Below are 16,213 nucleotides of genomic sequence, written 5' to 3' on the forward strand. Positions count from 1 at the left end.
AAGAAATTCAAATACATTTGTGGTTAAGGAGGATTTACTGGTGGAAGAAAATTCAAAAACCAGTCAGACTTCAAGAGATAAACAATCAATCTCACACGATGCTATTCAGGCTGATATTTGTTCGCTAATTTACCAGCATTATCCTGATACCATTTTTACATTAGATAAAACGGGAAACTTTATCTTCGTAAATGAAAAAGCAGAAGACATAATCGGTTATAAACCACATGAAATAACAGGGCACTTTCTTCAGTTAATTAAAGATGAGTATAAAGACATAGCAAATCATTATTTTCAACAAGCCTTATTAGGAGAGACAAGTAATTTTTTCTGTGAAGTTATCCATAAAAATAAACAAACGGTTTACTTAAATCTGACTGACATTCCGTTAACCATTAATGGTGAAATAGTCGGTGTCTTTGGTTTCGCAAGGGATTTGATGGAGCTATACCAAAAGGAAGCAGAGTTATTGAGAATTACAAATAGCTTAAATTTAGCGCAGGAGGTAGCCAACATTGGGAGCTGGGATTATGATGTCGAAACCGACCTAATCTATTGCTCAGAAGCTTTGTACAAAATAGTAGGTATAGAGCATATTGAAGGAATTTTTCCAAGGTATGGAAATCTTCTGGAAATGGTTCATCCTGAAGACCGAAAAAGAGTAGATAATCAATTTGAACTTTCGAAAAAATACGGAACTGAAATGGATATCAAATATCGGATTGTTACGCCAGAGCAATCAATCTTAACCGTATATGTTAGAGCAGAAGCAAAAAAAGACAAAATGGACAAGGTCACACGTATCATTGGTGTCCTGTTTGATATTTCAGAGCGCATTAAGACTGAAAACCGTTTAATTGAAAGCGAACAAAAATTTGAAATGATAGCAAAAAATCTGGATGTTGGAATATGGTCAATGGACTTGCTACGAAACGAGGTAGTTTATGTATCTCCTGCCGTTGAAATCATTACAGGATATCCAATATCCAAACTCTTATCAGGAATAAAAAACTGGCAAAATCTAATACATCCTGATGACCTACTAAATTATCTTGAAAATCAGCGCAGGTTGTCAGAAGGTAATATGATTCTTCATCAATATCGAATCATTCATGCAGATGGATCAGTAAGATGGATCGAAGACAAGACGTTCCCCATTTCAAATTCTAAAGGGAAATTAATTAGGCTAGATGGGATTATCCAAGATATTACTATGAGAAAAAGTAATGAGGAAAAAATACAATTTCTTGCTTACCACGACTATCTCACCGGATTACCAAATCGAAGAATGTTTGAAAAAAGTCTTGAGAAATTGATTGATACCTACAACGTAACTAATGAACGATTTGCACTGTTATATTTGGATTTAGACCGTTTTAAGTTTGTAAATGACACGTTAGGCCATGAAATAGGGGATCAACTGCTCATTAAGGTTTCCGAACGATTGAAGATGTTTGCTGGCCATGAAAATGTGTTCAGGATGGGTGGAGATGAATTCACCATTCTACAAAGTAATATTGGAGTAAAAGACCCAAATGCATTTGGAATAGAAATTATTAGAGAAATCGAAAAACCTTTTAACGTACATGGCTATGATATTCATATATCAACTAGCGTAGGGATTAGTATATTTCCGGACGATGGAGACACGATAAAAAAATTACTTATGAATTCAGATGTTGCTTTATATAAAGCAAAGGAATTAGGAAAAAATAATGTTCAGTTGTTTACAAAAGGTATAGACAGTTCAAAAAATACATTTACTTTGGAAAACGAATTACGAAAAGCGATTCAAAACGACGAGTTTGTGCTACATTATCAACCAAGGGTCGATACCTTATCAGGGGATATTGTTGGTGCAGAGGCGTTAATACGCTGGAATCATCCTGCTCGTGGGTTAGTATCACCAAATGAGTTTATCCCACAAGCGGAGCAAACTGGACTAATTAATGATATTAGTATATGGGTGATGAAAAATGTTTGTAAGCAGCTAAAAGCGTGGAAGGAAAAAAACTATCCACTAGTTCCTATTTCAATCAATCTTTCTGCAAAAACATTGATGAGAGTAAATTTAGCACAAACAATAATCGATAACCTCAACGTGTATAATATCTCTCCAAAATTAATTGAAATTGAAATTACCGAAGAATCATTAATGAACAATGAGGAATGTGCTTATCCTACTATTCAGCAATTAAGAGAAATGGGAATTAAGTTTGCGATAGATGACTTTGGAACAGGTTATTCCTCGATTGGATATTTGAAAAGATTCCCTGTTGATATCATAAAAATTGACCGATCATTTATAAACAACTTTCTTGAAGATAAAGAGGATTCAATAATTGTGCAATCAATCATTTTATTAGCAAAAGGTTTTAACTTGAAAATCGTAGCAGAAGGTGTAGAAACGAAAACCCAATGGGAAGTTCTTCAAGCTTTATTTTGCCATTATCTGCAAGGATATTTATTTAGTAAGCCTGTGCCACCTAATCAGTTTATTAGGTTATTACTATCTAAAAATGAAACTGAAGAAACCTAATTCCGAGAATGAGAATTGGTTTCTTCAGTTTTTTGTTATTTCATAAAAGTTTTTCTGCGGAAAAGTAATAATCTAACAGTACCAAAAAACAAATTAGATAAAAAAACCTATAAAATATAGTTGACAGGTAGGAATTATTGGTATTAAAATTTGAATTAATTAAAAAATTAAAACAATTAAATTGGAAAGCTGATCGGACAACCGAAGGAGTTCCGCGATGATAAAAAAGATTGTTTATGATGGAGGATTAATATGAAAAAGTTAATCGTATTTGCATTTATTGGCTTTTTGGCACAATTGATTGATGGGGCACTTGGCATGGCTTATGGTGTTACATCTTCGTCATTGTTGCTGGCATTTAGTATTGCCCCTGCCGTCGCAAGCGCTTCTGTCCATTTATCAGAGGTTGTTACGACAGCTGCTTCAGGAGTTTCTCATATAAAGTTTGGAAATGTTGATAAAAAAATAGTTTATAAGTTAATCATACCCGGTTCTGTTGGTGCATTTTTAGGTGCTACATTTTTGAGTAATATTCCAGGTGAGATAGCAAAACCATATGTATCGATTTTTCTATTATTATTAGGTGTTTACGTTTTATTTCGCTTTTTATTTAATTACAAACCAGCGGTCAACAATGGCCAGTCACCATTAACGAAGAAACAAGCAATTCCACTTGGATTTATTGCAGGTTTTATGGATGCCACTGGTGGTGGTGGTTGGGGACCGATTGCTACACCAGTCTTATTAAGCAAAAATGGAATGGATGCTCGTAAAGTGGTGGGTACGGTTGATACAAGTGAATTTGCCATCGCCGTGTCAGCTTCAGTTGGTTTCTTTATTTCACTTGGCTGGTCTGACGTGAATTGGTTTTGGGTAATTGCCTTAGTTATTGGTGGTGTTATAGCCGCACCAATCGCAGCCTGGTTTGTCCAAAAAGTCCATCCGCAGCTTATGGGAGTACTAGTTGGAGGTTTTATTATCTTTGTAAACTCAAGAACGCTATTAATAACTTGGATTGAAAATAGTTCTGTATACCCTTATTTATACTCATTTCTTTTAATCAGTTGGTTTATCGCTATCGTGTTTACGTTTATTAAAATCTCAGGAAAGAAGTTCACCTTGTTAAAAACTATCGTCCACAAAAATACGGGAAATGTTGCAGATTAATGTAAAAAACTACTAAAAAATGAACAATTGCTTACGGTTAAAAGTCGACTGAATTAGTCGACTTTAGAGAGAGAGGTAAATCATGAAGATATCAAGTCGTGGAGAGTATGCGCTTAGAGCTTTAATCGTGTTGGGTCAGCATCGAGGTAGTGTAATGAAGATTGAAGAAATCTCAAAAAAAACCTTGGTGACCGTAAATTACCTTGAAAAAATATTACTTCAGTTAAAAAAGCAAAAGCTTGTTACGAGTAAACGTGGAATAAGTGGTGGATATCTCCTTCTAAAGGAGCCCAGTGAGATTATTATTGGCGAAGTTGTTCGTAACATTGAAGGACCATTATCACCAATGGGGTGTGCTTCAATAACAAAGTATGAGCCTTGTGAGCTGGAGGAAGGATGCTTATTAAAGCCACTTTGGTCACTAGTTAGAGACACAATTGCTTTTGTACTTGAGCAGACAACGCTTGAAGACCTGCTCGAAAACCGGGTTAGATTATTGAAAGGAGAGGATTTTGTTGTCTTCAAAAAATAAAAAAATCGACCAAGAAGTTATCGATAAAATTGTAAGTTTTTTAGAAAATATTGAATATGGTACGATCCAAATTACGGTTCATGACTCTCAGGTAACTCAAATTGAAAAAGGGGAAAAATATCGATTTTCCTTAAAAAAGGCAGCAAACAAGTAACTAGATTAATTTTATTCTTAAATCATACTAATCCTATTAATTAACTATAAAATAAAAAATTGGGGGAATTAACATGACAAATGAAAGAAAACAAAGCTTAGAAACCATTGCTATTCACGGTGGTCAAAAACCAGATTCAGCTACGAATTCTCGGGCAGTACCAATTTATCAAACCTCATCGTTTGTGTTCAATGACAGCGATCATGCGGCGAATCTATTTAACTTAAGTGAAGCTGGAAATATCTACAGCCGAATTATGAACCCTACTTCTGATGTATTTGAACAAAGGGTTGCCCAATTAGAAGGCGGAATTGGAGCACTTGCTGTTTCGTCTGGCCAAGCAGCAACTACATTTGCCATTATCAATATTGCTTCCTCTGGTGATGAAATTGTTTCATCAAGTAGTTTATATGGTGGTACCTACAATTTATTTTCTGCTACATTTGCGAAATTTGGGATTAAGGTGCATTTCGTAGATCCAGAGAACCCAGAAAATTTCCGCAAGGCGATTACTCCTAAGACAAAAGCAATCTATGCAGAATCTGTTGGAAACCCTAAAGGTGATGTTCTGGATATCCAAGCCGTAGCAGAAATTGCTCATGAGAATGGTATCCCGCTTATTATTGACAACACTGTGCCAAGCCCATATTTATTACGCCCGATTGAATTTGGTGCAGATATTGTGGTCCATTCTGCGACTAAATTTATTGGCGGTCATGGAACAACTATCGGTGGCGTAATTGTTGACAGTGGGAAATTTGACTGGGCTAAAAGCGGAAAATTTCCAGGCTTAACTGAGCCAGATCCAACTTATCACGGTGTAGTTTATACAGAAGCTGTCGGTGAAGCAGCATATATCATTAAGGCGCGTGTTCAACTACTTCGCGACCTAGGTGCAACATTATCACCCTTTAATTCATTCTTATTACTTCAAGGGTTAGAGACTCTACATTTACGTCTCGAGCGTCATAGTGAAAATGCATTAAAAACTGCTCAATTTTTAGAGCAGCATGAAGCGGTAGAATGGGTAAGCTATCCAGGTTTACCAAGTCATCCTTCTTACACTAAAGCACAAAAATATTTGCCGAAAGGCCAGGGCGCAATTTTAACCTTTGGCGTAAAGGGAGGGAAAGAGGCAGCTAAGAAGGTAATTGATTCGATTCAATTATTCTCACATTTGGCGAATATTGGAGATTCAAAATCACTTATCATTCATCCAGCTAGTACAACTCACCAACAGCTATCAGAAACTGAGCAAAAATCAACTGGAGTTACACCAGAATTAATCCGTTTATCGATTGGAACAGAAGCAATTGACGATATTCTAGAGGATTTAGATTTCGCTTTAAAAGCAAGTCAACAAGCAAAAGAAGATGTGGAAATAAATCAGTAGTTTGTATTGATTTTTAGCATTCTAAGCTTTTAAAATAGTGCTGACTAGAACACTAGAGGCCCTCTGTTTTAAGATGTACGAATCTTAAATAGAGGGTCATTTTTGTTTCCGCACAAAGTAAATAAACAATAATCAATATCTATTTTAGGAGAGATGATCATGGGTAAAATCTTTCAGAATGCTTTGGAAAATAGACGAAAAAAATTGATAGATAAGCTAATTGCCTTTAATGTTTTTAAAAAGGAAGATAAACATCTGTTTGAACTAACACTAACAGAATTGGAACAGGAATATCGGCAATTTAATTCTAACGTTCATCCGCATGGTGAATACGGATCCATTCAATTTACTAGTCAAAAGTCTAATCAGTAAGGAAAATGGAGGTGGCATGATGGGAACAAAAAACAATCATTTTACAAAGAAAACTAAAATACAGTCAGTTGATTTCCATTCAAGCAAGTATTTGAACTTGCCCGATTTGCAGTTTTTTAACTGGTGCAATCAAATCTATGGTATCAACCGTGGTGTGTATAATACGATTGATCAATGGTTGTTTGATTTTGGCATGATATCTATATATAGTCGGAGAATAAATTTACTGGCATTTTTAGATAGTATTGGGCAGGATAGTCAAGAAAAGGAACGTCACAAATTGATCCGATTCGGTCCAGGGGGATTAACGAGTAGATTAAATGAGTTTGTGAATCAGCTGAGTGGATCTGGTAAAGTCATACCATTAATAAAACGCTCATAAAGATATTTTTTTGAATATTAATACAACTAATAAGGTCGGAATAGTATAGAATATGGTACGATTTCAAATGTATAAAGGAGGAGTTTTTTTATGAAGTCACTGTTAATTATTGGAGGCGATCATCTAGGGAAAATTACACAAAAGCTTGAAAGCGAAGGTTTCAAGGAAGTCATTCATATCAATGGTAGAAAAACACAGATGGTTCGAAAGGATATACCTAGTCATGTCAACTTAATTCTCGTGTTAACAGACTTTATTAATCACAACCTATCCACTGCGATAAAACGGAAGGCGCAAGAAAAGGGAATTCCGATTCGTTTTTCAAAACGCTCTTGGAGTTCTATATACGGAGAAATTCAAAATCTATCAGCATAGGGGGGACTGAAAATTACTCAGTCCCCAGTGATTTGCGATAATAACCAAAAGCAGCTTCAATATCGAAACCGTTATTTCGATACAAACGAAAGGCTGTTTGATTATTGCCTTCCACCTCTAACATAATGTTTTTAATACCTTGTTGCTGAAGCTCATGTATTAAAACTGACAATAATTCCTTACCAAGGCCTTTACCTTGAAATTCCGGTAATATTCCTAAACCATATAGGCAGGCTTCACTGTCTTCGAGGAAAACTCCACCAAGTCCAACTGGCTTACCATGAAGGCTTGCGATGTATTGAGTCCTTTGCTTTGAGTCAAGACCTTTAACAATCATGCTTTTGGCATCCTCATATTCATCTTCGAAAATGTCTTGGCTTAGTCTAATCAAGGCTTCAAGATCAGATAATGAAGCTTTTTGCACAGAGATTTGACGGGTTTGATTATGGGTAGTATTCATTGAGGTCTCACTTGCATACCTCAGTAAATACTCTGTAAAATCAAGCTCAGCTCCAAGCTTTTTCACCAATTCAAGCCCAGACTTTGATTGTGCTTCACATACAAACAACAGAGCCTTTAGCTTGAATTTAGCAAGTTCGGTGGTTGCATGATGAAGTAATTTGCTGAAATATCCTTTTCTTCTAAACTCGGGCAAGGTATAAGCTGATATTTCAGCTTCCTCTGCTGTAGGCATGAAGATGGTTAAGAGGCTCACTAATTTGCTATTTTCAAAGTATAAGAAAATATTGTGCATTTCAGGTGCATAATTAATTGAAGAATCAAGGGTAATGTTCCCTTTTAATTGGTCAAAGCTTTTACATTTGGATTCAATATCACGTATTTGATTCTCTATTTCTTTAGTTAATTTGTTGTAGGATTTGATAGACAATCCGGCACCTCCAATATTACGATAGGTCAATTTTCATTTTTAAATCAAATAGTAGTTCGCGCCAACGGCCTGCAAGCTCGGGTACATCTAATATCTTTTGAATAGCCTCACTGGTCGGTGCTTTTTCGTGAAAATATAGCTGGTGAATCTCGGCGACAGAAATTGCGTTTGGAAGGGAAGAAAGTTTGGTTATTTGTGATTCGGTTGTGATCCTGCCTTCTTTCATTACTCGGAAAAAATAACCAGTATAACCAGTTTCAATAATTTTCTTCAATAAGCGAGGATTTTCGTTTCTTATATTAATGGTTGCACATGGATATCTCCCTTGTGAGACTTGAAGAATTGCATCACCCATTTGAAAAATATCCCCAATAAAAACTTGATCCTCTTTCATATTAGTTGCCGTCACATTTTCACCAAATGCTGATTGAGTTAACTCTAATCCAAATTCCTTTTCCCAGTATGTATAGTGTTCATATGGATAAAAGCAAACGACGCGATCTTTACCCCCATGATAATCATGGTTTGCGACATCATCACCAGAAATAATATTCTTTTCTACATAAAACTCAGTCGCTGATTCCTTCCAAATACCAGAATGATATTCTGCACTATTGTAGGTTCTTGTTTTTGGTAGTCCTTTAGATAAAAAGATGATTTGACTATTCTGCAAAATGATTCTCCCCTTGATGAATAAAATTCTATGTTTTTATTTTACTATAACTTCAGCGAAGCTTTCTTGGCAATCTTCAGCAACTTTACACCATTATACGAATATGCTATATTGTATTTGAAATCTCTATGTATAAAGGGAGTATGTTTTATGTTAGGTGTCGTTCTTAACTAATCCAATAATTGGATAATGTCATTCCTATCAGATTTTGTTCAATTTTCAGTTGAATGAAGTCTTATTTATCTATGGAATGCAGTTAAGAACAATGGTCAAACCGAGCATACTATCCTTAGCCGATTGTAGCTGTGTACCTTTGTGTAAACGGCTTTTTATTTTGGCTAATATTAGTTTAAATGCACAAATCCTTGCGTGTTTATTTTACCACGGGATTTTTAGGCCGCGTTGACATTGTTCAACGCGGCTATTTTTATTTTTTGGAGGAGAAAATCATGAATAATCATACATTTAAAGTTTTGGAATTTAGCAAAATTAAAGAACATATCGCGAGTTATGCTCTAACACCAGCGGGAAAGGCGAAGGTGCTAGAATTAATGCCTTCAACAAACCTAAAACAAATCGAAGCTTGGCTCGATGAGGTATCAGAAGCTGTGGATATAATGAAAATCTCAACGAGTGTTCCTGTTCACGGCTTGGATGGAATGGAACTATTACTAAAGAGCTTGAATAAAGGTGTCGCACTGCGACCTGAACAGTTATCGAAGCTAGCCGACTTTCTAGATTGCTGCGGTAAAATGCGCAGGTTTATGAAGGATAAACAATATGTTGCTCCGCGCGTTTCCAGTTATATTTTTTCAACAGAAGAATTACCAAAACTAGAAGAAGAAATTGTCCGTTGCATCCGAAATGGCGGAGTAGATGATTACGCAAGTAAAGAACTATTAAAAATAAGAAAACAAATCTCAATCCAAGAAGATAGACTGAAAGAAAAGCTCCAACAAATGGTTCGCTCTGGAAAACTGAAGTCTTACTTACAGGAGCATGTGGTAAGTCAACGGGACGGTAGATATGTCATACCAGTCAAAAAGGAATATCGAAACAAAGTGAAAGGAGCGGTTCTTGATACATCTGCTTCTGGCTCCACCTTATTTATTGAACCAGAAGAAATCGCAGCGTACCAAGAGCAGCTAAGCTGGATCAAGGCAGAGGAAGATGCTGAAGTTCAAAAAATCCTATTCTTTCTCACTGGTTTAGTGGAAGAAAATGAACAGCAAATCAGATTAGCCGTTGAAACGATGGTTCATTATGATGTTCTATTTGCAAAGGCAAAATACTGCATCTCCATAGATGGAATGAAACCAGAAATCAACGAGGCACATTACTATAATCTGAAAAATGCGCGGCATCCATTACTAGGTTCACAAGCAGTACCGATTTCGTTTGAATTAGGAAATCAGGAAAATGCTTTGGTTATTACTGGACCCAATACTGGAGGGAAAACTGTAACGATTAAAACGGTTGGACTGTTGACAATGATGGTTCAAGCTGGACTTCATATTCCGGTCGGAGAGGGAAGTTCAGTTGCTGTATATCAAAACATTCTTGTTGATATCGGTGATGGACAAAGTATTACAGAGAATTTAAGCACATTCAGCTCGCGTATTGTTAATATTATTGAGATTTTAAAAGAAACAAATGATCGTACGTTAGTCCTTTTGGATGAGCTTGGTTCGGGTACAGACCCAGGTGAAGGGATGGGATTGGCAACTGCCATACTCGAACAATTGTATGCAAAAGGAGCAACATTGCTTGCTACGACTCATTATAGTGAAATAAAGGAATTTGCCGAAACGCAAGCAGGTTTTATTAATGGTTCGATGGAATTTGACTTAGCAACGTTACGACCAACCTATAAGTTGAATATCGGCAAGGGTGGCGAAAGTCAGGCATTCGCGATTGCATTAAAGCTTGGGATTCATCCAAAATTAATTGAACGTGCCCATGAAATCACTTATAAAGAACGTAAAACTTATCAGGATGAGGAGTTGGATTCGGTAACTAAGCGGGAAAGAGAAAAGCAAATCATCGTTAACAAGCATCAGCAAAGAGTGAAGAAACAACCATCTCCCAAGCAAATGATAACAATTTTTCAACAGGGTGATAATGTGGTGATTTCACCAGCAAATGTGTTTGGTATTGTCTATAAAGGACCAGATGAACAGGGGAATTATATTGTTCAAGTAAAGGGAGAAAAAGCGACCTATAACCATAAAAGACTAACGCTCCATATTGCCGCTAGTGAATTATATCCTGAAGATTACGATTTTGATATTATTTTTGAAAGTGTAGAAAATAGGAAGAAAAAACATCTATTATCTCGCAAGCACGTCGAAGGAATCGAGATTGTACATGAAGAATAAATAATTCAAAAAAACCTTAACAAATAGAAAATTAAAATACTTTCAGTAAGGTAAAATTATTTTTACCTTACTGAGTTTAATACTTGAAAAATGGAATACTATGGATACACATCAGTAAGTTTATTAAGAAAAGGCATAATTCAAAACAAACTGTTGAACAAATGCTTAATAATGATTTAGGTGTGGATAATCTGAGTGAGGACCTTGCAATGTTAATATTTCAGGGATTGAAGGAATAGGAAGATGCAGTGAAGTATTTGGTCCTATCATTTGTTTTTTTAATTGTGTTAATTCTGTTTTCCTATGGGGAGTAGGTAGCATACGAAAAAGAATGATCAAAAGCGGATGAAAAAAATCTCTCAATTCTATCAATTATTTAAACGTACTTTATTAAAAGACACCTTCTTTAGAAAGAAGGTGTCTTTTTGTGCAGGGGGAATATTTTTTCGACAAAAAATAAAACTAACAATAATAAATTAATAATAAAAGATAAATATTTATTGAAAAACGATAAATATCCTGTTAATATCAAAAATGAAAATAATCTTGTGAGGTGCTTTTTATGAAACGTGGATCAACATTGTTTTTAAGGATGGCTGTATTTCTTATAGGAACCCCAGTTCTTGCTTTGTGTGTGTTTGGAGTGCCGTGGCTTTTAAAAAACCCAGTAAATCCGGATTTTGCGCATATTTTATATCCCATTGTTGTTGGTTTTTTTGTATCAGTGTTTCCGTTTTTTGGTGCATTATATCAGGCTTTTAAGCTTTTAAGCTATATTGACAATAACCAAGCCTTCTCTGACTTATCTGTTAATGCACTGAAGAAAATTATGTACTGTGCAATAACAATCAGTAGCTTGTATGTGTTAATTTTGCCATTTGTTTTTATGTTGGCAGAGGTAGACGATGCACCTGGCCTAATAATTATTGGAATGGTTCCAGTTTTTGCTTCAATGGTAATCGCAGTCTTTGCTGCTCTTCTTAGAAGACTCCTAAAAGAAGCGATTGATATCAAGTCAGAAAATGATTTAACGGTCTAGGGGTGAGAACATGGCGATTATTATAAATATTGATGTTATGTTAGCGAAGCGGAAAATGAGCGTAACAGAACTTACAGATAGGGTTGGAATTACAATGTCTAACCTCTCTATCTTGAAAAATGGAAAGGCGAAAGCGATTAGATTTTCAACATTAGAGGCCATTTGTAAAGCGTTAGAGTGTCAACCTGGGGATATTTTAGAATACCAAAGTGACGATGATATTGAAGGAACATAAAAGTGAAATTTTCCTAAAAATAAAAACGGAAGAAACGTGAAGTTTATCGATAAAGGAGGGCATGTATGAATAACAAACCTGTCATCAGCTTGATGAATGTGACCAAACGAATTGGCCGGAACACGATTATCGATGATCTTACATTTGAAGTACCACAAGGCGAAATATTCGGTTTTCTCGGTCCAAATGGTGCCGGTAAAACAACAACAATACGGATGATTGTTGGACTGATGTCGATCACGGAAGGACAAATACTGATTAAGGGGAAAAATATCAAAACTGAATTCGAACAAGCGATTCGTCACGTCGGCGCTATCGTGGAAAGTCCGGAAATGTACAAATATCTGAGCGGGTACCATAATCTGATTCATTATGCGCGGATGGTTCCAGGGGTAACCAAGGAACGAATCGACGAAGTGGTGTCGCTTGTGAAGCTGGAAAACCGCATTCATGACAAAGTCAAAAAGTACTCGCTCGGCATGCGTCAACGACTTGGGGTAGCCCAAGCTCTATTGCATCGGCCGTCTCTGTTAATTCTCGATGAACCCACGAACGGTCTGGACCCTGCAGGGATTCGCGAGCTGCGTGACTATTTGCGACATTTGACCCATACAGAGGGAATTACGGTTGTTGTCTCGAGCCATTTGTTATCCGAAATGGAACTCATGTGTGACCGAGTTGCCATCCTCCAGCAGGGCAAATTGGTCGATGTGATGCCAATTGAACGTTTAACCCACGGTAATGATCAAGCTCAAACGTATCAAATCAAAGCGAAGCCACTGGAACTAGCGTTATCGACCATCAAGCAGATGGAAGAAGTTCTGGAGGTCAAACTGACTCAAGATGCTCACATAGAGGTTACCACTAGGGAAGAACGAATCCCAGACATTCTTGTAGAACTGATGCAGAACAATATTCGTATTTACGGCGTCCAAATGGTCTTACAATCTCTGGAGGAACGATTCTTGGAAATTACGGGGGCTGGGCAAATTGGTTAATCTAGTACTTAATGAAAATATGAAAATTTACCGACGGGTGCGTACTTGGATCTTGGTTGGACTTATGGTCGCTTTAGTGCTGTTTATCAACATCATCGAATGGAATGAAGATGGAAAAAAAGCGCAGGGTGATGGTTGGCGGGTAAAACTTCAGCAAGATAATCAGCGGTATAGTGAAATTCTGAAGCAACCGAATTTAGGTAAAGATGATCAAACGTTCTACGAACAACAAATTGTCATTAATAACTATCACTTAGAGCAAAATATTCGTTCGACGGACGGCACGATGTGGGATGGGGTGAACGGTTCGGCTAATCTGATGATTGTGATTACGATTTTTACCATCATCATTGCTGGAGATAGTTTAGCGGGTGAGTTTTCATCCGGCACGATTAAACTGCTGCTGATTCGGCCAGCTAGCCGAATCAAAATTCTGGTCTCCAAGTATATCTCATTTCTGATGTTTGGCATGTTGTTGTTATTCATACTGTTTATCATATCAGTCGTGATTAATGGAATCTTATACGGCTTTGAATACATGGATCTACCGTTGATTAGTATGACAACGGATGGACAAATCCTCGAAAGGAATATGGTCCTAAATCTTTGGAAGACGTATATGCTTAACAGTATATCCACGGTCATGTACGTAACTTTGGCCTTTATGATTTCGTCAGCTTTCAGAAGCAGCGCGATGGCAATCGGCTTTTCGATAGGAACCTTATTTGCAGGTAATATTGTACTCGAGGCACTCCACCGATTTGATTGGAGTAAATATCTATTATTCGCTAATACCGATCTTACACAGTATTTGACTGAGCGACCTTACCAAGAAGATATGACCTTGTCATTTTCTATCGGTGTGCTTGTAGTCTATTTCCTTGTGTTCAATCTTATTTCTTGGCTCATTTTTACACGTAGGGACGTGGCGGCTTAAACTATACCGACATACGGAGGTAAATTAGAATGTATGATTTCGCGATATTTGCGGTGGAAGGAGCCGTTTTTTTAATTAGAAGAAAAATTTCGATGAACTTCGGCAATCAACTTAACCTAGCCCTGCCTTCGCAAAGTCGGAGAAAATCATGAGAGCAATAAAACAACTCTTGCTTTTCGGTTGGGAACAGGCACTATCGTGTGTGTTTCCTGTCGTAATTTTTGCCAGTTTAGCACTTACAAAAATGATGACTTTCCCTTTATTGCCACGCTACGATTGGCTACTAATGATCTGTCTCTTAATGCAATGGTGGATGTTACGTTCTGGGCTAGAAACACGAGATGAACTAAAGGTTATCACATTGTTCCACCTTATCGGGCTAGCGCTTGAGCTTTTCAAAGTACATATGGGCTCCTGGTCATATCCAGAGGACGCATATTTCAAGATATCGGGAGTACCTTTGTATAGCGGATTCATGTATGCAAGTGTAGCAAGTTATCTTTGCCAAGCCTGGAGAAGACTTCAGGTTGAATTGATTAAGTGGCCACCGTTTTTTGTTGTAGTAGCTCTTGCAACAGCAATTTATTTGAATTTTTTCACCCACCATTATTGGATTGATGTACGGTGGTGGCTATCTGGCCTTGTAATTATAGTCTTTTGGCAAACGAGAGTAACATACGAGGTTAATAGAGTGCGTTACCAAATGCCGCTCACACTATCTTTTGTACTCATCGGATTTTTTATTTGGGTTGCCGAGAATATTGCAACATTTTTTGGAGCATGGGAATATCCTAACCAAGCCGATGCATGGAGTCTCGTCCATCTAGGAAAGGTAAGTTCTTGGCTCTTATTGGTAATTGTTAGTTTCCTAATAGTAGCGACTTTAAAGCTGGTTAAGGGAGTATCTTCCACTAAAGTCGACCATCAATATATCGGGAGGGGGATAGACAATGTCGATGAAAATTCCTTTTTTGAAAAATAAGCAATCGAAAGAATCCTTCCATTTTTCGGAGGATAATATACCTAACCATATCGCAATCATTATGGACGGAAATGGCAGGTGGGCCTTGAAGCGAGGCATGCCGAGATTTGCAGGACATAAGGAAGGTTTATCAACTGTTGTAAAAATTGTTAAGGCTGCTGTAGAATGCAAGGTGAAAGTTTTAACGCTGTACACATTTTCTACGGAAAACTGGAAACGCCCAAAGCCTGAGAGAGACTTTATATTGAGACTTCCCAAAGAGTTTCTACATGTTTATCTCCCAGAGCTAATGTCCAATAATGTTCGCATAGAAGTAATCGGAGATATAGAGAATCTTCCTGACCATACACGTGAAGCTGTCCAGTATGCAATCAACAAGACACGAGATAATGACGGACTTCAACTGAATATGGCGCTCAACTACGGAAGCAGACTCGAGATTTTGGATGCTATGAAAGAGATGCTAAAGGATATCAAAGATGAAAAATTATCTCTTGATGAGCTTGATGAACAGCGGTTTTCAGGATACCTGTATACAGCTGGTATGCCAGAACCTGACTTGCTCATTCGGACAGGTGGGGAAAAACGCTTAAGTAATTTTCTTTTATGGCAGCTGGCCTATACGGAATTTTGGTTTACAGATGTGTTGTGGCCTGATTTTTCCGAGGAGGATTTTTTCCATGCTTTGCAAGAATACCTGCAACGAAAGCGGCGATATGGTGGAATATGAATGGTTACCAAATCAAAAGTTCCATAGTTAAAAGCTAAGAAGCTGGGACAGAACTAAATTGTTCGCTATTAAAACCAAATGATTTTTATGTAGGACTATATTAGAGTTCAGTGTTGATTTTCATGTAGGTATGAGAATCTAAATAAGAGTAGAATTTCCCCTTATTGTATGTAAATGGGGCTAAATGAGCTGAAATAAGGGGAGATTTTCCGCTTAACGACTCCCCAAAAGACAAAATCAATTGATTTTTATGAAATAAGCGGAAAAACTCCCGTTATTATAAGGGAAATATGGGTCTTTTCCAAAATAAGCGTAATTCTTCCGCTTATTTTCAAACAGAAGGAAATCAACATCTGGGTTACAGACCTACAGGCAAAAAAATTTGCACTCAATGTGTGATCGACATTTAATTCAGGGTAGCTCAAAATCGAACTATCA

17 protein-coding genes are annotated in these 16,213 nt (G+C 37.0%); 15 read left to right on the top strand and 2 right to left on the bottom strand.

Going from position 1 to position 16,213, the window contains the following annotated elements; all coding sequences use genetic code 11:
- Positions 1 to 40 precede the first annotated feature (40 nt).
- The 8 genes from FXW34_RS04900 (at position 41) to FXW34_RS04935 (ending at position 6,914) form a co-directional block, all read left to right on the top strand.
- Positions 41 to 2,539, top strand: coding sequence for a sensor domain-containing protein (locus FXW34_RS04900; RefSeq protein ID WP_187118834.1), 2,499 nt, complete (start codon positions 41 to 43; stop codon positions 2,537 to 2,539).
- Between the two features lie 252 nt (positions 2,540 to 2,791).
- Positions 2,792 to 3,706, top strand: coding sequence for a sulfite exporter TauE/SafE family protein (locus FXW34_RS04905; protein WP_147532849.1), 915 nt, complete (start codon positions 2,792 to 2,794; stop codon positions 3,704 to 3,706).
- Between the two features lie 82 nt (positions 3,707 to 3,788).
- A complete protein-coding gene (locus FXW34_RS04910) occupies positions 3,789 to 4,238 on the top strand; it encodes an RrF2 family transcriptional regulator (protein WP_147532850.1) in 450 nt (149 codons plus the stop codon).
- Positions 4,222 to 4,392, top strand: a complete 171-nt coding sequence (locus FXW34_RS04915) for a YezD family protein (protein WP_147532851.1) — start codon at positions 4,222 to 4,224, stop codon at positions 4,390 to 4,392. Before FXW34_RS04910 ends, FXW34_RS04915 begins: the two co-directional genes overlap by 17 nt.
- Before the next feature lie 73 nt (positions 4,393 to 4,465).
- The gene (locus tag FXW34_RS04920; RefSeq protein WP_147532852.1) at positions 4,466 to 5,785 is read left to right on the top strand and encodes a homocysteine synthase; all 1,320 of its coding nucleotides are present in this window, start codon (positions 4,466 to 4,468) and stop codon (positions 5,783 to 5,785) included.
- A 159-nt stretch (positions 5,786 to 5,944) separates the two neighbouring features.
- Complete coding sequence (locus FXW34_RS04925; protein WP_147532853.1) at positions 5,945 to 6,157, top strand: Fur-regulated basic protein FbpA; 213 nt, start codon at positions 5,945 to 5,947, stop codon at positions 6,155 to 6,157.
- A gap of 19 nt (positions 6,158 to 6,176) precedes the next feature.
- Entirely contained in the window at positions 6,177 to 6,539 is a 363-nt protein-coding gene (locus FXW34_RS04930; RefSeq protein WP_147532854.1) for a hypothetical protein, read from the top strand.
- Positions 6,540 to 6,629: 90 nt separating this feature from the next.
- Positions 6,630 to 6,914 (top strand): DUF2325 domain-containing protein, encoded by a 285-nt coding sequence (locus FXW34_RS04935; protein WP_147532855.1) that lies wholly within the window; start codon positions 6,630 to 6,632, stop codon positions 6,912 to 6,914.
- Positions 6,915 to 6,927: 13 nt separating this feature from the next.
- Here the strand turns inward: FXW34_RS04935 and FXW34_RS04940 are convergent, their stop codons facing one another.
- Positions 6,928 to 7,803, bottom strand: a complete 876-nt coding sequence (locus FXW34_RS04940) for a GNAT family N-acetyltransferase (protein ID WP_147532856.1) — start codon at positions 7,801 to 7,803, stop codon at positions 6,928 to 6,930.
- Between the two features lie 16 nt (positions 7,804 to 7,819).
- Entirely contained in the window at positions 7,820 to 8,476 is a 657-nt protein-coding gene (locus tag FXW34_RS04945; RefSeq protein WP_147532857.1) for an MOSC domain-containing protein, read from the bottom strand.
- A 449-nt stretch (positions 8,477 to 8,925) separates the two neighbouring features.
- Here FXW34_RS04945 and FXW34_RS04950 point away from each other — a divergent pair, with 449 nt between their 5' ends.
- The 7 genes from FXW34_RS04950 to FXW34_RS04980 all read left to right on the top strand — a co-directional run bounded on the left by FXW34_RS04950 (position 8,926) and on the right by FXW34_RS04980 (position 15,775).
- Positions 8,926 to 10,854, top strand: coding sequence for an endonuclease MutS2 (locus FXW34_RS04950; RefSeq protein ID WP_147532858.1), 1,929 nt, complete (start codon positions 8,926 to 8,928; stop codon positions 10,852 to 10,854).
- Between the two features lie 562 nt (positions 10,855 to 11,416).
- Positions 11,417 to 11,893 (top strand): DUF2975 domain-containing protein, encoded by a 477-nt coding sequence (locus FXW34_RS04955; protein ID WP_147532859.1) that lies wholly within the window; start codon positions 11,417 to 11,419, stop codon positions 11,891 to 11,893.
- Positions 11,894 to 11,903: 10 nt separating this feature from the next.
- The gene (locus FXW34_RS04960) at positions 11,904 to 12,128 is read left to right on the top strand and encodes a helix-turn-helix domain-containing protein (protein ID WP_147532860.1); all 225 of its coding nucleotides are present in this window, start codon (positions 11,904 to 11,906) and stop codon (positions 12,126 to 12,128) included.
- A 65-nt stretch (positions 12,129 to 12,193) separates the two neighbouring features.
- The gene (locus FXW34_RS04965) at positions 12,194 to 13,126 is read left to right on the top strand and encodes an ABC transporter ATP-binding protein (RefSeq protein ID WP_147532861.1); all 933 of its coding nucleotides are present in this window, start codon (positions 12,194 to 12,196) and stop codon (positions 13,124 to 13,126) included.
- Complete coding sequence (locus FXW34_RS04970; RefSeq protein WP_147532862.1) at positions 13,119 to 14,063, top strand: ABC transporter permease; 945 nt, start codon at positions 13,119 to 13,121, stop codon at positions 14,061 to 14,063. Before FXW34_RS04965 ends, FXW34_RS04970 begins: the two co-directional genes overlap by 8 nt.
- A 148-nt stretch (positions 14,064 to 14,211) precedes the next feature.
- Positions 14,212 to 15,045: a DUF817 domain-containing protein gene (locus FXW34_RS04975; protein WP_147532863.1), complete on the top strand. Its 834-nt coding sequence runs from the start codon at positions 14,212 to 14,214 to the stop codon at positions 15,043 to 15,045.
- A complete protein-coding gene (locus FXW34_RS04980; RefSeq protein WP_147532864.1) occupies positions 15,014 to 15,775 on the top strand; it encodes an undecaprenyl pyrophosphate synthase in 762 nt (253 codons plus the stop codon). Before FXW34_RS04975 ends, FXW34_RS04980 begins: the two co-directional genes overlap by 32 nt.
- Positions 15,776 to 16,213 lie beyond the last annotated feature (438 nt).

This window comes from Bacillus marasmi, assembly GCF_902168435.1.
Taxonomy (GTDB): domain Bacteria; phylum Bacillota; class Bacilli; order Bacillales; family Cytobacillaceae; genus Bacillus_BU; species Bacillus_BU marasmi.

Excerpts from the sequence above, each read along its gene's own strand:
- FXW34_RS04960 (WP_147532860.1), top strand. The coding sequence starts at position 11,904 with ATGGCGATTATTATAAATATTGATGTTATGTTAGCGAAGCGGAAAATG.
- FXW34_RS04950 (WP_147532858.1), top strand. The coding sequence starts at position 8,926 with ATGAATAATCATACATTTAAAGTTTTGGAATTTAGCAAAATTAAAGAA.
- FXW34_RS04910 (WP_147532850.1), top strand. The coding sequence starts at position 3,789 with ATGAAGATATCAAGTCGTGGAGAGTATGCGCTTAGAGCTTTAATCGTG.
- FXW34_RS04905 (WP_147532849.1), top strand. The coding sequence starts at position 2,792 with ATGAAAAAGTTAATCGTATTTGCATTTATTGGCTTTTTGGCACAATTG.
- FXW34_RS04975 (WP_147532863.1), top strand. The coding sequence starts at position 14,212 with ATGAGAGCAATAAAACAACTCTTGCTTTTCGGTTGGGAACAGGCACTA.
- FXW34_RS04930 (WP_147532854.1), top strand. The coding sequence starts at position 6,177 with ATGGGAACAAAAAACAATCATTTTACAAAGAAAACTAAAATACAGTCA.
- FXW34_RS04965 (WP_147532861.1), top strand. The coding sequence starts at position 12,194 with ATGAATAACAAACCTGTCATCAGCTTGATGAATGTGACCAAACGAATT.
- FXW34_RS04920 (WP_147532852.1), top strand. The coding sequence starts at position 4,466 with ATGACAAATGAAAGAAAACAAAGCTTAGAAACCATTGCTATTCACGGT.
- FXW34_RS04925 (WP_147532853.1), top strand. The coding sequence starts at position 5,945 with ATGGGTAAAATCTTTCAGAATGCTTTGGAAAATAGACGAAAAAAATTG.
- FXW34_RS04935 (WP_147532855.1), top strand. The coding sequence starts at position 6,630 with ATGAAGTCACTGTTAATTATTGGAGGCGATCATCTAGGGAAAATTACA.
- FXW34_RS04980 (WP_147532864.1), top strand. The coding sequence starts at position 15,014 with ATGTCGATGAAAATTCCTTTTTTGAAAAATAAGCAATCGAAAGAATCC.
- FXW34_RS04955 (WP_147532859.1), top strand. The coding sequence starts at position 11,417 with ATGAAACGTGGATCAACATTGTTTTTAAGGATGGCTGTATTTCTTATA.